This window comes from Roseobacter sp. HKCCD5988, from assembly GCF_037830355.1.
Lineage (GTDB): Bacteria > Pseudomonadota > Alphaproteobacteria > Rhodobacterales > Rhodobacteraceae > M30B80.
In genome coordinates, this window is record NZ_JBBLYJ010000001.1 from 1,074,069 (window position 1) to 1,089,223 (window position 15,155).

Below are 15,155 nucleotides of genomic sequence, written 5' to 3' on the forward strand. Positions count from 1 at the left end.
TATCGGACGCAGAAAATGCGCCGTTAATTGGGTGTCAGATATTGACCTTTCCCGCAAAGCCTTTGCAGATTGAGACAGCATAATCGCGCATCACGCAAGATGCGCCTAGAACAGGGAAGTAACATGAGCAGCGCAGGCCAGATATTGCCTATCATTGCCATTTTACCGTTTTTGGGCGCCTTGGTGCCGGGGTTGATGATCCGCGCGGGGCGCAATGCTTGCGCCACATTTACCGCGATCCCCACGGCTTTGGCGCTTATTATGTTGGGCACGCTTGCCCCTGCGGTATTTCGTGGCGAGGTTTTGACCTATTCCGTCCCTTGGCTGCCTGCCATGGGTTTGGAGATGGCATTCTTCCTTGATGGTTTGGGCCTGATGTTTGCGGGCATGATCTTGGGCGTGGGCCTGTTGATCACGCTTTATGCGCGGTTCTACCTGTCGGACAAAGACCCGATAGGGCAGTTTTACACCTATCTTCTGCTGTTCCAAGGCGCGATGCTCGGCATTGTTTTGTCTGACAATATCCTGCTTTTGCTAATTTTCTGGGAGTTGACCTCGCTCTCCTCCTTCTTGCTAATTGGCTATTGGAAACACCTGCCCGAAGGTCGCCAAGGCGCGCGTATGGCTTTGGCTGTCACGGGTGCGGGTGGTTTGGCCATGATCGGGGGATTGGTCATTTTGGGCCAGATTGCAGGCAGCTATAACCTGACGGATATCTTGCAGGCAGGCGATGCGATCCGCGCCTCCGACTGGTATGTGCCCGCGCTGATTTTGATCCTGCTTGGCGCCTTTACAAAATCTGCGCAGTTCCCCTTCCATTTCTGGCTGCCCCACGCGATGGCTGCGCCCACACCTGTATCAGCCTATCTGCATTCGGCAACTATGGTGAAGGCGGGCATTTTCCTGATGGCGCGGATGTGGCCCGTTTTGGCAGGCACACCTGAGTGGTTCTATATCGTGGCCACGACAGGTTTGATCACGATGGTGATGGCCGCGAAAATCGCACTGTTCAAAGATGACCTAAAGGCATTGTTGGCTTTCTCGACTGTCAGCCATTTGGGTCTTTTGACCTTGCTCTTGGGGATGGGCACGAAATTTGCCGCTGTTGCGGCGGTGTTTCATATCCTCAACCACCTGACCTTTAAGGCCGCTTTGTTCATGAGCGTGGGGATTGTCGACCATGAAACCCATACCCGCGATATCAAGCGGCTTGGCGGTTTGCGTCATCTGATGCCCATCACCGCGGTGATTGCGGTGATTGGGTCATTGTCTATGGCAGGGATCCCGCTTTTCAACGGGTTCTTGTCCAAGGAAATGATGCTTGAGGCGGCGGTGCATACCCCTTGGGCGGGGGCGCATTGGGTGATGCCAGTATTCGCAACCTTGGGGGCATTATTCTCGGTCGCCTATTCGTTCCGTTTGATCGTTCATGTCTTTTTTGGGCCAAAGCGGGATGACTATCCGCACATGCCGCATGATCCAGGGTTTGGGATGTGGGCTGCGCCTGCCTTCTTGGTCGTTTTCGTTGTTTTGATCGGCCTCTTCCCCGCCCTGATTGCGGGGCCTTTGGTGGCCACGGCTGGGCAGGCGGTCATTGGCGGGGAGTTGCCTTATTACGCCCTCAAGATTTGGCATGGCTTCACGCCCGCCTTGTTTATGTCCATCGGCGCGGTGGTCGGTGGTTTGATCCTGCTCGCCCTGCATGACAAGCTTGAGCGTCTTTGGAACGCGGTGCCGCGCCCTGAGGCGAAAGTGATTTTTGATGCTCTCTATGGCGCGGTTCAGCGGGCCATGTCGGCCCTTAACGGGGCGTTGCACAATGGCGCGATCAGTCGCTATTTGGCAATCTTCGTGGTTGCCATTTTAGCGGCAGGCTACATCGCATATAGCGGCGCGGGTATCGGCCCTGTCACGCGCGAGGCTTTGCCAATCACCCCGATAGCCGCAGCGGGGTGGGTGGCCATGGTGATCGCAACGGCGCTTGTTGTCTTGAACCACCGCAAGCGGTTCTTGTCGCTGATTTTGATCAGTATTATCGGCCTGGGTGTCTCTGGTGCCTTTGTCTACCTCTCGGCGCCTGATCTGGCGCTGACGCAAATCTCGGTTGAGACGGTGACGATCTTGCTGTTGTTGATCGCGCTACATTTCTTGCCGAAATACACTCCGACCGAAAGCAGCCCCGCTTTGCGCATGCGCGATGGTGCGATTGCGATTGCGGCGGGTGTTGGGGTTACGGCCTTGTCTATGGCGTTCCTCTTGCGGGATTTTTCGTCAATCTCGCATTACCACCTCGCCAATTCCAAAACAGGCGGCGGCGGCACCAATGTGGTGAACGTGATCTTGGTCGATTTCCGTGGCTACGACACCTATGGCGAGATCATCGTTCTGGGTATTGCGGGTCTGGTGATCTATGCATTGATGGAGGCGCTGCTCTCTGGCCCAGTGGGGCGGCGGTTGCGGCGCAGAGCGAACCCTGATCGTGGGGATTTATCGCGTGATCGTCACCCGTTGATGATGGTTGTCGCAACCCGCGTGATGCTGCCTATCGTGTTGATGGTCGGGGTCTATATGTTCCTGCGCGGCCATAACCAACCGGGTGGTGGCTTTGTTGCGGGGCTGATCGTGTCGATTGCGCTTTTGACGCAATATATGGCGTCAGGCTTTGCGTGGGCGCAGGAGCGGCAAAAATTCGAATATCACAGCTTGATTGGTTGGGGCGTGGTGATTGCAGGCATGACGGGGATGGGCGCGTGGCTTTCGGGCACGCCGTTCCTGACCTCTGCCTTTGGGTATTTCCATTTCCCGCCCATTGAGGAATTCGAATTGGCAACAGCGGCCCTTTTTGATCTGGGCGTCTTCTTGACGGTTCTGGGGGCGGTGATGCTGATGCTCTATTCCTTGGCTCGTATTGCCTTTACCAGCGGCGAGCGTGCCAATCCCGAACCAATGGATTTTGATCCCGCCCGCGCCGATGACACTGCGCAAGAGCAGACCGCGAAGGGGGTTTGAGATGGAGTTTCTTGTAGCCAGCGCGGTCGGCATTCTGACCGCTGGGGGCGTTTACCTGATCTTGCGGTTGCGGGCCTTTCCCGTGATCCTTGGTCTGGCCCTCTTATCCTATGCGGTGAACCTGTTTTTGTTCTCAACAGGCCGCCTTGTGGTAAATGCAGCGCCCATCCTCAACCCCTATGGTGATCAGCCCTACACAGATCCGTTGCCACAGGCCTTGGTTCTGACGGCGATTGTGATTTCCTTCGGGATGACGGCGGTTTTGGTGATGATTTCCTTGGGTGCATTTTTCGAAAACGAAAGTGATGAGATCAATCTTGATGCCGAAGACGCAGCAGAAGAGGGAACGAAATGATGCATTGGATCATTGCCCCCGTTATTCTGCCCGCGATGCTTGCACCGATCATCGCTTATGTGATGCGGCACGACATAACCCTTGCGCGGGTTGGGTCATTTGCAGGCGTTCTTGGCCTATTGGGTCTTGCGATTGGCCTCTTTGTAATGGCTTCGGGCGGTGAGACATTTGTCTATCGCCTCGGCGATTGGCCCGCACCTTTTGGCATTGTTTTGGTGCTCGATCGCCTTTCGGCGCTGATGGTTTTGCTCACGGCGATTTTGGCCTTAGTGGTGCTTTATCATGTTGTCGCAACCGATTGGGATAAGCGAGGCCGCCATTTCCACGCGCTCTATCAATTCCAACTTATGGGGATTGTCGGGGCATTTCTGACGGGGGACGCATTCAACCTCTTTGTGTTCTTTGAGGTTCTCTTGATCGCGTCTTATGGGTTGATGATCCATGCAGGGGGCAAGATCCGTCTGAAGGCAGGCTTGCAATATGTGGTGATGAACCTTGCAGGCTCGACCCTATTTTTGTTCGCGCTTGGCACGCTTTACGCCTCGACTGGCACGCTGAATATTGCGGATATGGCCGTGAAAATTGCGCAGGTGCCTGTAGAGGATGCAGCCCTTGTGCGGGTTGCGGGGATTTTGTTGCTGTTTGTCTTTGCGGTCAAAGCCGCGTTGTTCCCTGTGCAATTTTGGTTGCCTGCAACCTATTCCAACGCACCAGCCCCCGTTGCTGCGCTTTTCGCCATCATGACCAAGGTCGGGGCTTATGCAATCTTGCGCATTCACACCATCGCCTTTGGCCCTGAGGCGGGCGCGATTGGGGATATGGTGACCGCGTGGTTGATCCCAATGGCGGCTTTGACTTTGGCGGTTGGGGCGATTGGTGTCTTTGGCGCCAAACGTTTGGAGCACCTCATCGCCTATGCGGTAATCGGGTCAATGGGCACGATGATGTTGGCGGTTGCCGCCATGACCCCCGCGGCGGCCTCAGCGGCGATATATTACATGCTGAACTCGACTCTTGCTGCAGCGGCGCTGTTCTTATTTGCAGATCTTTACCTGTCGCGGCGCGGCGAAGATGGCAGGCTAATCCTTGCGGCACCATTGGCGCAAAATGGTCTGTTTGCGGCTGCCTTTTTTGCCGCAGGGATTGCGATGGTGGGTATGCCCCCATTGAGCGGCTTCTTGGGTAAGTTGTTGATCCTCGAGGCCTTGGCCGATGGCCCGCATATCACTTTGGCCTTTTCGGCCATCTTGATAGGCTCTTTGGTGATGATCTTGGGCTTTGTGCGTGCGGGATCAATCTTGTTCTGGAAATCGGTTACCGTCGCACCAGACCCCGATGCAGAGGCCGCCCCGCCTGTCACCCTATCGCACGGGGCAGGAATGGGTGCGCTTGTCGCGCTCTTAGTGGGGCTGACCCTCTTCGCAGGCCCAATTTATGACGCGGGCGCGGCTGCGGCGGATCAATTGTTCTTCCCGCAGGGCTATATTGAGGCGGTGCTTGCACCCCATGGCGAAGGATGACCCCCATGCTCAGACGCATCTTTCCACATCCCTATCTTTCGCTTTTGCTGACATTGGTCTGGTTGGGCCTCGTCAACAAGGTGACGCTTGGCAATATTTTGCTTGGCGGGTTCCTTGGGCTTGTTCTGCCATTGATGACCTCGATCTACTGGCCGCATCGGCCAATTCTACGCCACCCGTTTAAGGCGATCGAATTTATGCTGATCGTGCTGTGGGATATTATTGTCGCGAATATTCAAGTCGCGAAGGTGATCTTGTTCAAGCGCAATGCCAATATCCATTCGCAATGGGTGGTTGTGCCGCATGATCTGACCTCGGCTGAGGCGATCACGATTTTGGCGGGAACCATCACGATGACCCCAGGCACGGTTTCGACCATGCTGTCCTCAGATGGGAAAGCGATCTTGGTTCACACTTTGGACACGGATGATCCCGATGCCGTGCGCGATGAGATCAAAACCCGCTATGAGCGCCGTTTGAAGGAGATTTTCCAGTGATCACCTATGCGTTGATTTTCGCGATGGCCTGTTTTGGCATCGGCCTCTTGGCCAATCTCTATATTCTTGCCACGGGCGCTGATCTTGCGGATCGCATCCTTGCCTTGGATACAATGGTGCTGAATGTCATTGCCTTGGTCGTGCTTTACGGCATTTGGCAGGGCACGGGCGTTTATTTCGAAGCTTCCATGCTGATCGCAATGGTCGGGTTTGTGTCAACCGTTGCTTATTGCCGCTTTTTGTTGCGCGGCGACATTATCGAATAGGGGATGGCGATGTTGGCAGAGATTATCATCAGCGCGCTCTTGGTCATCGGCGGGATTTTTGGCCTCGTGGGATCATTCGGGATGATCAAGTTGCAAGACACGTTGCAAAGGCTGCACGCGCCGACCAAGGCCGCAACTTTGGGTGTGGGTGGGGTGCTTCTGGCCTCGATGCTCTACTTCCTATTGATCAAGGGGCATCTGAGTTTTCACGAGCTGTTGATCACCTTGTTTTTGTTCCTCACCGCACCGATTTCGGGTCATTTCATCGCCAAGGCCTATATGGCGCGGCGGGTGCGCGAAACGGAATTGCCGCCATCAGGTGGAGATTACGGCTGGGCCGCCTATAACGATCCACCCGCACAGCCTGAGGGCGATAAGACCGCTTAATCAGCCAAACAGCCTGCCGCGGGCCGTGATAATATTGCCCGCGATCAGCGCGCCATAGCCCGCGCAGATTGCAGCGAAGAGCGTCCAAGGCATCGAAAAGATCAAGCCGATAAAAACCACTGTGACAATCATCAAAGGTGCGATTGACCAGCGCGGGATTTTCAGCGCCTTTGGCGAAAAGGTTTTTAGCGTGGAGATCATCAAAATCGCCACAATCCCCAACCAAAGCGCGGCAGCGAACGGGTGCATGATTGGGAAATCCCAGCCTGCAAAAATGAGATAAAGCGGCAATAGCCCCAACATTGCGCCACCTGGGGCAGGCACGCCTACGAAATGGGGTTTGCTGTTTTCAACCTCTTCGATGACATCATCGAGATCAGGTGTGCTGTCCTCTGGTTTGTCAGGTTCGGCCCGCATGACGTTAAAGCGCGCAAGGCGCAGGCAACTTGCCCCTGCAAAGGTCAAAACGGCGATCCATCCTAAAGATCCAGTGCCATCCAAGATCATATGATAGACAAGCAGCGCGGGCGCGACCCCAAAGCAAAGGAAATCTGACAGGCTGTCCAATTCTGCGCCAAGGCGAGAGGTGGCGTTGAGGCGGCGGGCGATCAGCCCGTCCAGCCCGTCCATCACAGCCGCAAGCAGGATTAACACCACCGCCGTCTTAAATCGCCCATCCATCGCAAAACGGATCGAGGTAAGGCCCAAACACATGCCTGTCAAAGTAACAAGATTGGGCAGTAGAAGGGCGAAAGGCACCCCTTCATTTCCAGAATTGCGTGAAAACAGACGTTTCATTGCCGCGGGCCTTAGTGTTGCGTGTCAGGGTCAAGCGTGGCGATCACAGTCTCGCCTGCGACCATGGTTTGTCCGATCTCGACCAAAGGTTCTGCGCCCTCTGGCAGGTAGATATCAAGCCGCGAGCCAAAGCGGATCAGGCCAAAGCGTTGCCCGCGCTCCATCGCCTCATCCACAACGCTCCAACACAGGATGCGGCGTGCAACCAATCCTGCAATCTGCACCACGCCATATTTGCGGCCATCGGGCAGTTCAACGGCGATGCCGTTGCGCTCATTATCGGTCGAGGCTTTGTCGAGCGAGGCGTTGAGGAATTTGCCCTCATGATAGGCCACGGCCGTGATCCGCCCCGCCGCAGGGATACGGTTCACATGGCAATTAAAGACGGACATGAAAACCGAGATGCGCGTCATCGGCGCCTCGCCCAAGCCAAGTTCGGCGGGCGGGGTCGCAGGTTCAAGCAGGGACACCACACCATCGGCGGGCGAGACCATCACGCCAGCGCGATCTGGGGTGACGCGCTCGGGGTCGCGAAAAAAGTAATAGACCCACACTGTCAGCCCCGTGCCAATCCACCCCAAAGGTTCCCATAGCGCGAAGAGGACAAGCGTGATTGCCGCTGCAATGGCCACGAATTTGCGCCCTTCGGGATGCATGGGTTTGACAAAGGTGGAGAGCATCGAAACCGACATTTTGGCCATTCCTGAAAGGATTACGTTAGCGCTTGCCTAATCTGCGAAGGCCCATGCGTAAAGGGGCAATAACAGATGCCCGTCATTCTGCCCCTATGTGCAGGGCAGGACAAGGGCGTTGTCATAAACCGCGCCCGTGGCATCGCGATAGAGCCATAATTCATTGATTGCATCCGTCCAAGCGCCCAAATATGCCCCGCTCTCGAGATAAAAAGTAACTTCCTCGCCCCGATCAGAGTGTTGATGTGCAAATTGCGCCGTAAAGCGCGCGCGCCCATCATCGATCTCGGCCTGTGGCAGTGCCGTGGCACGCAGAGACGCGAAATAGCGCCGAGGTTGATCGACCCGCACAGTGGCCGTGACATCCCCCGCGCGACAGGTCAGCTCAAGCTGATAGGGTGGGGTGGCGGTTGCAAAAGCAAGCCCCGCGACTGCGAAACCCAAGAGGGCCCATGCGGCAAGAATAGGCTTCACGATCTGTCCCCCCGTTTTACCTTGCGCCTTTGGTGCAAATGGTAAAGGGCGGGTGCCGCCAATTTGCGATAGGCCCAATCCACTAAGGGGCGCAGCGGCCATAGCCCAACCAGACGCGCAATCCATCTTGTGCGCGGCATAGCCTGCCAAAGCGCCAGAAAGGCCGCAACCCCCGTTTGATGCAGATCAGGGTTGCCCATGTCGCGTAAATGCAGCGCCCGCAAAGCTGTATCAGGGCTGACGCCCCAGTCTGCGGCGGCCTCATCCGTGATCGGCACAAAACGCAGATGGTCGGGCGCGTGTTTCTTATACTGATTGATTTCCCAACTGCAGATGGGACAATCTGCATTGTAAAGCAGTTCGATTTTCGTGCTCGAAGGGGTGCTATGCTCGGTCATGGGCCAAAGATAGGGCGGGTTTGGGCATTGTCACCGTTTTGGCGCTGATCCTGCCGCCATGACCGCCCCAAGGGTCGCAATCATCGCGGCCTTTGCCTGCGCCTGCGCCCATGCTAGGGGATAAGGGTGATGAGTGGGGGATGTGTTTTGCGAGATCGACTAGGCCTTGATGCAACGGATATCCGCATTCTCAGTGCGGTGCAAAAGCATGGTCAATTAAGCAAAACAAAACTGGCGGAACTGGTGAACCTGTCTGCCACGCCCTGTTGGGCGCGCCTCACACGGTTGCGGGCCGCGGGATATATCAAAGGATATCACGCAGATATTGTTCTGGATGCGGTGCTCGACACCACACGGGTGATTGTGACCCTCTCGCTATCACGCCACCGCAAAACGGATTTTGAGCGCTTCGAGGCCTATGTGCTCGGCCGCGATGAAATCATCAACTGCGTCTCAACAGGGGGTGGGTCTGACTATGTGATGACAGTTGTCACCACATCCATGGCGGAATTCCAAGATTTGATGGAAACCATGCTGCAGGCTGATCTGCTGATTGAGCGCTACATGACCTATTTTGCAACGCGATTGGTCAAGGCCGAACAGCCCAATCTGGCCAAGCTTGTGACGCAAGCACGCAAAACCCCCTAGGCCGGTCTAGTCCAGCCAGACTAGCGACGCCGATTTTTTCAGTCTGACTGGTCTTTGAATGGGCCGATTTTTAGTCTCGCCGCGCGACCGTCCTGCCTTAAATCCCGCTGATCAGGGACGGGTATCCCCCCGCCCATATCATCTGAGGGAGGCACAGATGCAGGTTCAGGATTTTGGCTTTGGCACGCAAATTCGCAAATCGCCCTATTTTGACGCAACCGTGCGCTGGGGCGCGCAGGGGTTTTCGGTTTACAACCACATGTATATCCCCCGCGATTTCGGCGATCCTGAGGCGAATTTCTGGAACCTCGTCAATGACGCCATCTTGTGCGATGTGGCGGTAGAGCGTCAGGTTGAGGTCACGGGGCCAGATGCAGCGGCATTCGTGCAGATGCTGACGCCACGCAATTTGTCCAACATGGCGGTGGGCCAGTGCAAATATGTTTTGATGACCAATGCCTTGGGCGGGATTTTGAACGACCCCATCCTTCTGCGCCTTGGTGAAAACCATTTTTGGTTCTCGCTTGCAGATAGCGATATCCTGCTATGGGCGCAGGGCGTGGCGGTGCATTCGGGGATGGATGTCACCATCACCGAGCCTGATGTGTCGCCCCTTCAGCTGCAAGGCCCGAAATCGGGCGAGATCATGAAGGCGCTGTTTGGCGATGAGATTGCCGATCTGCGCTATTACTGGTTCTGCGAGATGGAGTTGGACGGCATCCCCCTGATCGTGTCCCGCACAGGATGGTCAAGCGAGCTTGGCTATGAAATTTATCTCCGCAATTCGGAATATGGCGATGCGCTGTGGGAACGGATCATGGCCACAGGTCTGCCGATGGGGTTGAAGCCAGGTCACACCTCCACAATCCGCCGCATTGAAGGGGGGATGCTCTCTTATCACGCGGATGCAGATATCCAAACCAACCCGTTCGAACTGGGCCTTGATCGCTTGGTCGATCTCGAGATGGAGGCAGATTTCATCGGAAAATTCGCGCTGCAACGCATCCGTGACAATGGGATCACCCGCCGTCAGGTGGGCGTTATTCTGGATGGGGCGCCCTTGGCCACGCCAAACACCCGTTTCTGGGCGCTGTCGCATCAGGGGCAACCCGTGGGCAAAGTAACTTCTGCGGTCTATTCGCCACGGTTGCAGGCCAATATTGCATTGGCCATGGTCGATCTGGCCGCCGCAGAGCTTGGCACAGAATTAGAGGTCACAACGCATGAGGGGCCACGGCAGGCCCGTGTTGTGGAAAAACCGTTCTTTGATCCCCGCAAAGAATTGGCTGCGGGTGCTAAGGCCACCTCAATCAGCGCATAAAGCGCCGCGCGTCTTTCGCAAGATCCTATCAAAAACAACCCCGCCAGCATGACGCTTCGCGGGGTTTTTCTGTGCGCCTTTGTCATGCAAAGGCAGTCGTCCCTCAGAAATATGCCCAGATAACAATAATTATATTGATTATATTTTATATATTAAATTAAAATACAAGTCGATCTGCACCTCAGGCGCAATCTGGCCGCGCGGGCAGAAATCTTTTTGGGGTTACATCTAGGGGCAAGCGCGCATGGGGATGCGGGCTTGGGATTGCATGACACACAGAACACGCGCTTTCTGCGCCGCGCCGATCTCATCAGCCAAACAGACAGGCATCCGCCAACGCAGCCTGCGCAAACATTGCCGCCTTGGCCGCGCGACCGAGCTCGCCCAATGGCAAAAGGTTCAAAGGCGCATTTGCAAACCAAAACATCGTCTGTAAATTGCGGGACGAGGCGACCATTGATTTCTTGGTCGAGGAGTTCAACGTCACCAAACGCGCGTGATTTTTCCCAAAAGGTGCTCTGAACAAAAAAGCTAGGCTGCGGACGCGCAACTAAGCGTTTACGATTTGTGGGGCCTTATGTGGGGTAATTTACCAAAATCCCAAAATAAACCAACGTTTTCAATGGGTGTTGGCGGAGGAGGTGGGATTCGAACCCACGGTACGCTTTTGACGTACGTCGGTTTTCAAGACCGGTGCATTAAACCACTCTGCCACTCCTCCGACTTGGGCGGGATAGCTTGTGGAGGGCGATTCTGGAAGGGGGGCTGCGGTTGTGAATTTATCCGTAGTCAAAATTGCGCGACATGGGTTTTCAGGTTGCTTTTTCATGTGTATTATTCGTGCAAAAATAACAATTGCACCCAGATGGGCGCGCGGCATCAGATTGAGAACAGGGTAGGGCAGATGGATTTTTCCTTTTCGGGACGGGCAAGACCGATCTATGCCCTTTTGGTGGTGACGGCTTTCGGGCTTGGCGGGTGTCAGACGGGGCTCACGGGGAATGCGGCCGATCCAAGCCTTGCTGATACTGGCACGACCCGTTTGGTCGAGCGCGATGTTGAGGCGCCCGATGTGTTTCAGGTGACCGAAGACGGGCTTTGGGATGGGCGGCCCTCCTTGGGCGGCGTTTGGGTGGCGCACCCATCAGCCACGGATCCCGAGCGGGTGATTATTCGCAACGAGGCCAATGGGCGCTTTGTGATTGGTGCGTTGTTCCGCCGTGAACGCGACAATCCTGGGCCTGCGCTTCAGGTGTCATCTGACGCAGCTTCGGCTTTGGGGCTATTGGCGGGGGCGCCTTCGGTGTTGAACGTCACGGCCTTGCGCCGCGAGGAGGTCGCGGAGGATATCGCCTTGGCCACCCCTGCCGAAGGGATTGCGCCGCCGAATTATGACGGGCCTGATGCGGGCGGGGCCGAGACGATTGCCGCCTTGCCTTTGGATGGGACTGCCTCTGCTGCCCCCGTTGCCCCTGCACCTGCCGCAAGCCCCGCACCCGTTGCGACAAGCGCCCTTGAGCGGCCTTTCGTGCAAATTGGCATTTTCGCGGTGCAAGAAAATGCAAATAACACCGCGCAGGCCTTGCGAAATTCTGGATTGCAGCCCACCATCTATGATCAGACCTCCAATGGCCGCCGTTTTTGGCGGGTGGTGGTCGGGCCTGCCTCGACAACTGCGGAGCGGGCCAATAATCTGGACGCTGCACGCAGGCTTGGCTTCCAAGATGCGTATTTTGTAACCAATTGAACCCGCGGCCAAGCCCTGCGGGTCGAGTGACAGGTGGAGAATGGGCGTGACATTGGCAAAGACACTCGGCAGTTTTGGCTGCAGTTTGGCCTTGGCTTTGGGAATTTTGCTGCCTCAGGCGGTCAAGGCCCAAGGGTTTGAGACACAGGCAGGATCGGCCTATGTGGTGGATCACAATTCAGGGCAGGTTCTGTTCGCGCTGAATGCGGATGTGCCCTTGCCGCCTGCCTCGATGTCCAAGCTGATGACGTTGAACATGACGTTTGAGGCGCTGGAAGATGGGCGTCTCACGTTAGACACTGCATTGCCTGTCTCAGAGCATGCCATGTCCTTTGGTGGCTCAACCATGTTTCTCAACACCACCGACCGCGTTCGGGTCGAGGATTTGATCCGCGGGATTGTTGTTCTGTCTGGCAATGACGCAACGGTGGTTTTGGCTGAGGCGCTAAGCCCTGATGGCACTGAGGCAGGATTTGCCGCGCTGATGACAGAGCGCGCACGGCAATTGGGGATGGAGACGGCAACCTTTCGCAACGCAAGCGGCTGGCCCGCGGCGGGGCATGTGATGTCGATGCGCGATCTGGGCATTTTGGCGGAACGTCTGATCACCGAGTTTCCGCAATATTATCACTATTTCAACGAGCGTGAATTTCCCTTCGACAACCGCGCGCCTGACAATCGTTTTAACCGCAACCCGATTTTGGGATTGGGCATTGGGGCTGATGGTCTGAAAACGGGCCATACCGAGGAGGCAGGCTATGGTTTGGTCGGCTCTGCCGTGCAAGGCGATCGCCGCGTGACCTTTGTGATTTCGGGCTTGCCTACGGCGGATGCCCGCGCCGGTGAGGCGGAGCGGATCGTGAATTGGGCCTTTCGTCAATTTGTCGAGCGCGATGTGATCGCTGCGGGGGATATTTTGGCGCAGGCGCCTGTGTTCTTGGGCGAAATGCCAACTGTGCCTTTGACAGTGGCCGATGATGTGCGGATGCTCTTGCCGCAATTGACGGTCACGGGCGGGCTGCTAGAGGCAGAGGTCACGCTGTCTGGCCCTATTCCCGCGCCGATTGCGGCGGGCACGCCTTTGGGTGAGCTGCACATCGCGGTTGAGGGGCTTGCGCCGACAACAGTGCCCTTGATTGCCGCCACTGATGTGGCGCAGGCAGGCGTAATGGGGCGTCTGGGGGCCGCAACCTCGCGCGCCATGGCGGCGGTGATGGGTCAGGTGTCTAGCCTGAGTGATAATTGAATGTCGGGGGCGGCAGGCGGGCTGTTTATCAGTCTTGAAGGGATAGATGGGGCGGGAAAATCCACGCAAAGCCGCCTTTTGGCGGCACATCTGCGCGGCCTTGGCCGTGATGTGATTGAGACACGCGAACCCGGCGGTGCAGCGGGGGCAGAGGATATCCGCAAGCTGTTGGTCGAGGGGGATCCAGATCGTTGGTCGCCCGAAACGGAGATCTTGCTTTTTTCTGCCGCGCGCCGTGATCACCTTGAGCGCACGATTGCGCCTGCGCTTGCCCGTGGGGCCGTGGTGATTTGTGATCGATTTGCGGACTCCACCCGTGTTTATCAGGGGGCTGCGCGTGGCGATTTGCGCGATCTTGTCGATGATATCCATGCCCGTGTGATCGGGGTAGAGCCTGACCTGACCTTGATATTGGATATGGATCCCGCTGTGGCCTTGGCGCGTGGGTTGGCGCGGCAATCGGGCGAAGATCGGTTCGAGGACATGGGGCTGCCCTTTCAAGAGCGGCTGCGGTCTGGGTTTCAGGCACTTGCCCGCGATTTTCCTGACCGCTGCGCAATTGTTGATGCCAATCAAGCGCCCGAGGCGATTGCACAGGATATCGCGCGGATCGTAGAGGCGCGGTTATGAAGGATGATGATCTCCTGCCAGAGGCGGATGCCGCCGAGGGTCTGCCGCATCCGCGCCATGCCCCGCAACTGATTGGTCACGCCGCCGCCGTGACCGAGTTTTGTGCGGCGCTTACCTCAGATCGGATGCATCACGCGTGGCTGATTACGGGGCCAAAGGGCATTGGTAAGGCTACATTCGCGTGGAAAGCGGCGGAGCATTTATTGAACAGCCCCAATGACGCAGGGGCGGCTTTGTTCGACATGCCGCCTGATCCGCAGGGCTTCGTCACTGATCCTGAGGGGGCCGTGGCGCGGCGTTTGCGCGCGCTGTCCGAGCCACGGGTTTTGCTGGTGCGGCGCGGATGGAATGAAAAAACCAAGAAGCTCTCCGCCGAAATTACCGTGGATGAAGTGCGCCGCCTGAACCAATTTTTTGGACTTTCGGCCGTAGATGGCGGGCGGCGTGTGGTGATTGTTGATGCGGTGGATGAGATGAACCGCAACGCGGCCAATGCGCTGCTCAAACTGCTTGAAGAACCGCCTGAGGATGCGATTTTGCTTTTGGTTGCGCATCAACCCGCGAAGCTTCTGCCCACAATCCGCTCGCGTTGCCGCACCTTGCGCCTTAACCCGCTTGGGGCGGATGAGATGGCCCAAGCCATGCACAGCATTGATGTGGCAGTGGACGACCCGCGCGCGGTGGTTGAATTGGCCAATGGATCGGTTGGGGTGGCCGCGCAGATGATTGAGGGGGGCGGTTTGGCGCTTTACGGCGCTTTGGTTTCGCTGATTGGCACATTACCGCGATTGGATCGCGCCCAAGCGATGGCCCTCTCCGAGCAGGTCACGGGCAAAGTAGGCGAAGCGCAGTTTGATCTGATGCTTGCGCTGTTGGATCGGTTGTTGGCGCGCTTGGCCCGTGTGGGGGTAACTGGCGCACTGCCCCCCGACATTGTCACGGGCGAGGGGGCAATTTTGGCGCGCCTTTCGCCAAGCCCCCATGAGGGGCGGGGATGGGCCGATCTGGCGGATCGTTTATCCGCCAAGGCACGCCAGGGGCGCGCGGTGAACCTTGACCCTGCCGCTTTGATCCTTGATATGATCATAAGCATCGAAAAAGCGGCACCGCGTGTGATGGCGTGATCCTCCTTGAGGGGCGCATCACCCCCCTTGCTGCGCCAAAATC

Annotated in this window: 17 protein-coding genes and 1 tRNA gene; 12 read left to right on the forward strand and 6 right to left on the reverse strand. The window is 56.8% G+C overall.

What is annotated here, in order from left to right; all coding sequences use genetic code 11:
- Positions 1 to 123: 123 nt before the first annotated feature.
- From AAC636_RS05360 to AAC636_RS05385, 6 genes are read left to right on the forward strand one after another with little or no spacing between them, the layout of a single operon-like run.
- Positions 124 to 3,009, forward strand: coding sequence for a monovalent cation/H+ antiporter subunit A (locus tag AAC636_RS05360; RefSeq protein WP_340300652.1), 2,886 nt, complete (start codon positions 124 to 126; stop codon positions 3,007 to 3,009).
- A gap of 1 nt (position 3,010) precedes the next feature.
- Entirely contained in the window at positions 3,011 to 3,364 is a 354-nt protein-coding gene (locus tag AAC636_RS05365) for a Na+/H+ antiporter subunit C (RefSeq protein WP_340300653.1), read from the forward strand.
- Positions 3,361 to 4,884 (forward strand): monovalent cation/H+ antiporter subunit D, encoded by a 1,524-nt coding sequence (locus AAC636_RS05370; RefSeq protein ID WP_340300654.1) that lies wholly within the window; start codon positions 3,361 to 3,363, stop codon positions 4,882 to 4,884. Before AAC636_RS05365 ends, AAC636_RS05370 begins: the two co-directional genes overlap by 4 nt.
- A 5-nt stretch (positions 4,885 to 4,889) precedes the next feature.
- On the forward strand, positions 4,890 to 5,381 hold the full coding sequence (locus AAC636_RS05375; RefSeq protein ID WP_340242977.1) for a Na+/H+ antiporter subunit E: 492 nt from the start codon (positions 4,890 to 4,892) through the stop codon (positions 5,379 to 5,381).
- Positions 5,378 to 5,647, forward strand: coding sequence for a K+/H+ antiporter subunit F (locus AAC636_RS05380; protein ID WP_317655903.1), 270 nt, complete (start codon positions 5,378 to 5,380; stop codon positions 5,645 to 5,647). Before AAC636_RS05375 ends, AAC636_RS05380 begins: the two co-directional genes overlap by 4 nt.
- 3 nt (positions 5,648 to 5,650) lie before the next feature.
- Positions 5,651 to 6,034 (forward strand): Na+/H+ antiporter subunit G, encoded by a 384-nt coding sequence (locus AAC636_RS05385; RefSeq protein ID WP_317656679.1) that lies wholly within the window; start codon positions 5,651 to 5,653, stop codon positions 6,032 to 6,034.
- Here AAC636_RS05385 and AAC636_RS05390 read toward each other — a convergent pair whose 3' ends face one another.
- The 4 genes from AAC636_RS05390 to AAC636_RS05405 form a co-directional block, all read right to left on the reverse strand.
- Positions 6,035 to 6,832: a CDP-alcohol phosphatidyltransferase family protein gene (locus tag AAC636_RS05390; protein ID WP_340300655.1), complete on the reverse strand. Its 798-nt coding sequence runs from the start codon at positions 6,830 to 6,832 to the stop codon at positions 6,035 to 6,037.
- A gap of 11 nt (positions 6,833 to 6,843) precedes the next feature.
- Positions 6,844 to 7,524 carry a phosphatidylserine decarboxylase gene (locus tag AAC636_RS05395; RefSeq protein WP_317655900.1) on the reverse strand — a complete coding sequence of 227 codons (681 nt, stop codon included), beginning with the start codon at positions 7,522 to 7,524 and terminating at the stop codon, positions 6,844 to 6,846.
- A 93-nt stretch (positions 7,525 to 7,617) separates the two neighbouring features.
- Positions 7,618 to 7,998, reverse strand: a complete 381-nt coding sequence (locus tag AAC636_RS05400; RefSeq protein ID WP_340242972.1) for a hypothetical protein — start codon at positions 7,996 to 7,998, stop codon at positions 7,618 to 7,620.
- Positions 7,995 to 8,396, reverse strand: coding sequence for a thiol-disulfide oxidoreductase DCC family protein (locus AAC636_RS05405; RefSeq protein WP_340300656.1), 402 nt, complete (start codon positions 8,394 to 8,396; stop codon positions 7,995 to 7,997). Before AAC636_RS05405 ends, AAC636_RS05400 begins: the two co-directional genes overlap by 4 nt.
- A 129-nt stretch (positions 8,397 to 8,525) precedes the next feature.
- Between AAC636_RS05405 and AAC636_RS05410 the strand changes: the two genes are divergently transcribed.
- Together AAC636_RS05410 and AAC636_RS05415 are read left to right on the forward strand one after the other, a co-directional pair.
- A complete protein-coding gene (locus tag AAC636_RS05410) occupies positions 8,526 to 9,044 on the forward strand; it encodes an Lrp/AsnC family transcriptional regulator (RefSeq protein WP_317655896.1) in 519 nt (172 codons plus the stop codon).
- 157 nt (positions 9,045 to 9,201) lie between these two features.
- A complete protein-coding gene (locus AAC636_RS05415; protein ID WP_340300657.1) occupies positions 9,202 to 10,365 on the forward strand; it encodes a glycine cleavage T C-terminal barrel domain-containing protein in 1,164 nt (387 codons plus the stop codon).
- A gap of 310 nt (positions 10,366 to 10,675) precedes the next feature.
- Here AAC636_RS05415 and AAC636_RS05420 read toward each other — a convergent pair whose 3' ends face one another.
- Entirely contained in the window at positions 10,676 to 10,852 is a 177-nt protein-coding gene (locus tag AAC636_RS05420; RefSeq protein WP_340300658.1) for a hypothetical protein, read from the reverse strand.
- A 143-nt stretch (positions 10,853 to 10,995) separates the two neighbouring features.
- A tRNA-Ser gene (locus AAC636_RS05425) sits at positions 10,996 to 11,086 on the reverse strand.
- A gap of 183 nt (positions 11,087 to 11,269) precedes the next feature.
- Between AAC636_RS05425 and AAC636_RS05430 the strand changes: the two genes are divergently transcribed.
- From AAC636_RS05430 to AAC636_RS05445, 4 genes are read left to right on the forward strand one after another with little or no spacing between them, the layout of a single operon-like run.
- Positions 11,270 to 12,112 carry an SPOR domain-containing protein gene (locus tag AAC636_RS05430; RefSeq protein WP_340300659.1) on the forward strand — a complete coding sequence of 281 codons (843 nt, stop codon included), beginning with the start codon at positions 11,270 to 11,272 and terminating at the stop codon, positions 12,110 to 12,112.
- Positions 12,113 to 12,158: 46 nt separating this feature from the next.
- Complete coding sequence (locus AAC636_RS05435; RefSeq protein WP_445322540.1) at positions 12,159 to 13,358, forward strand: D-alanyl-D-alanine carboxypeptidase family protein; 1,200 nt, start codon at positions 12,159 to 12,161, stop codon at positions 13,356 to 13,358.
- On the forward strand, positions 13,359 to 13,988 hold the full coding sequence (gene tmk / locus AAC636_RS05440; protein ID WP_340300660.1) for a dTMP kinase: 630 nt from the start codon (positions 13,359 to 13,361) through the stop codon (positions 13,986 to 13,988).
- A complete protein-coding gene (locus tag AAC636_RS05445) occupies positions 13,985 to 15,112 on the forward strand; it encodes a DNA polymerase III subunit delta' (protein ID WP_340300661.1) in 1,128 nt (375 codons plus the stop codon). The genes tmk and AAC636_RS05445 overlap by 4 nt, the downstream gene beginning before the upstream one ends.
- Positions 15,113 to 15,155: the final 43 nt, after the last annotated feature.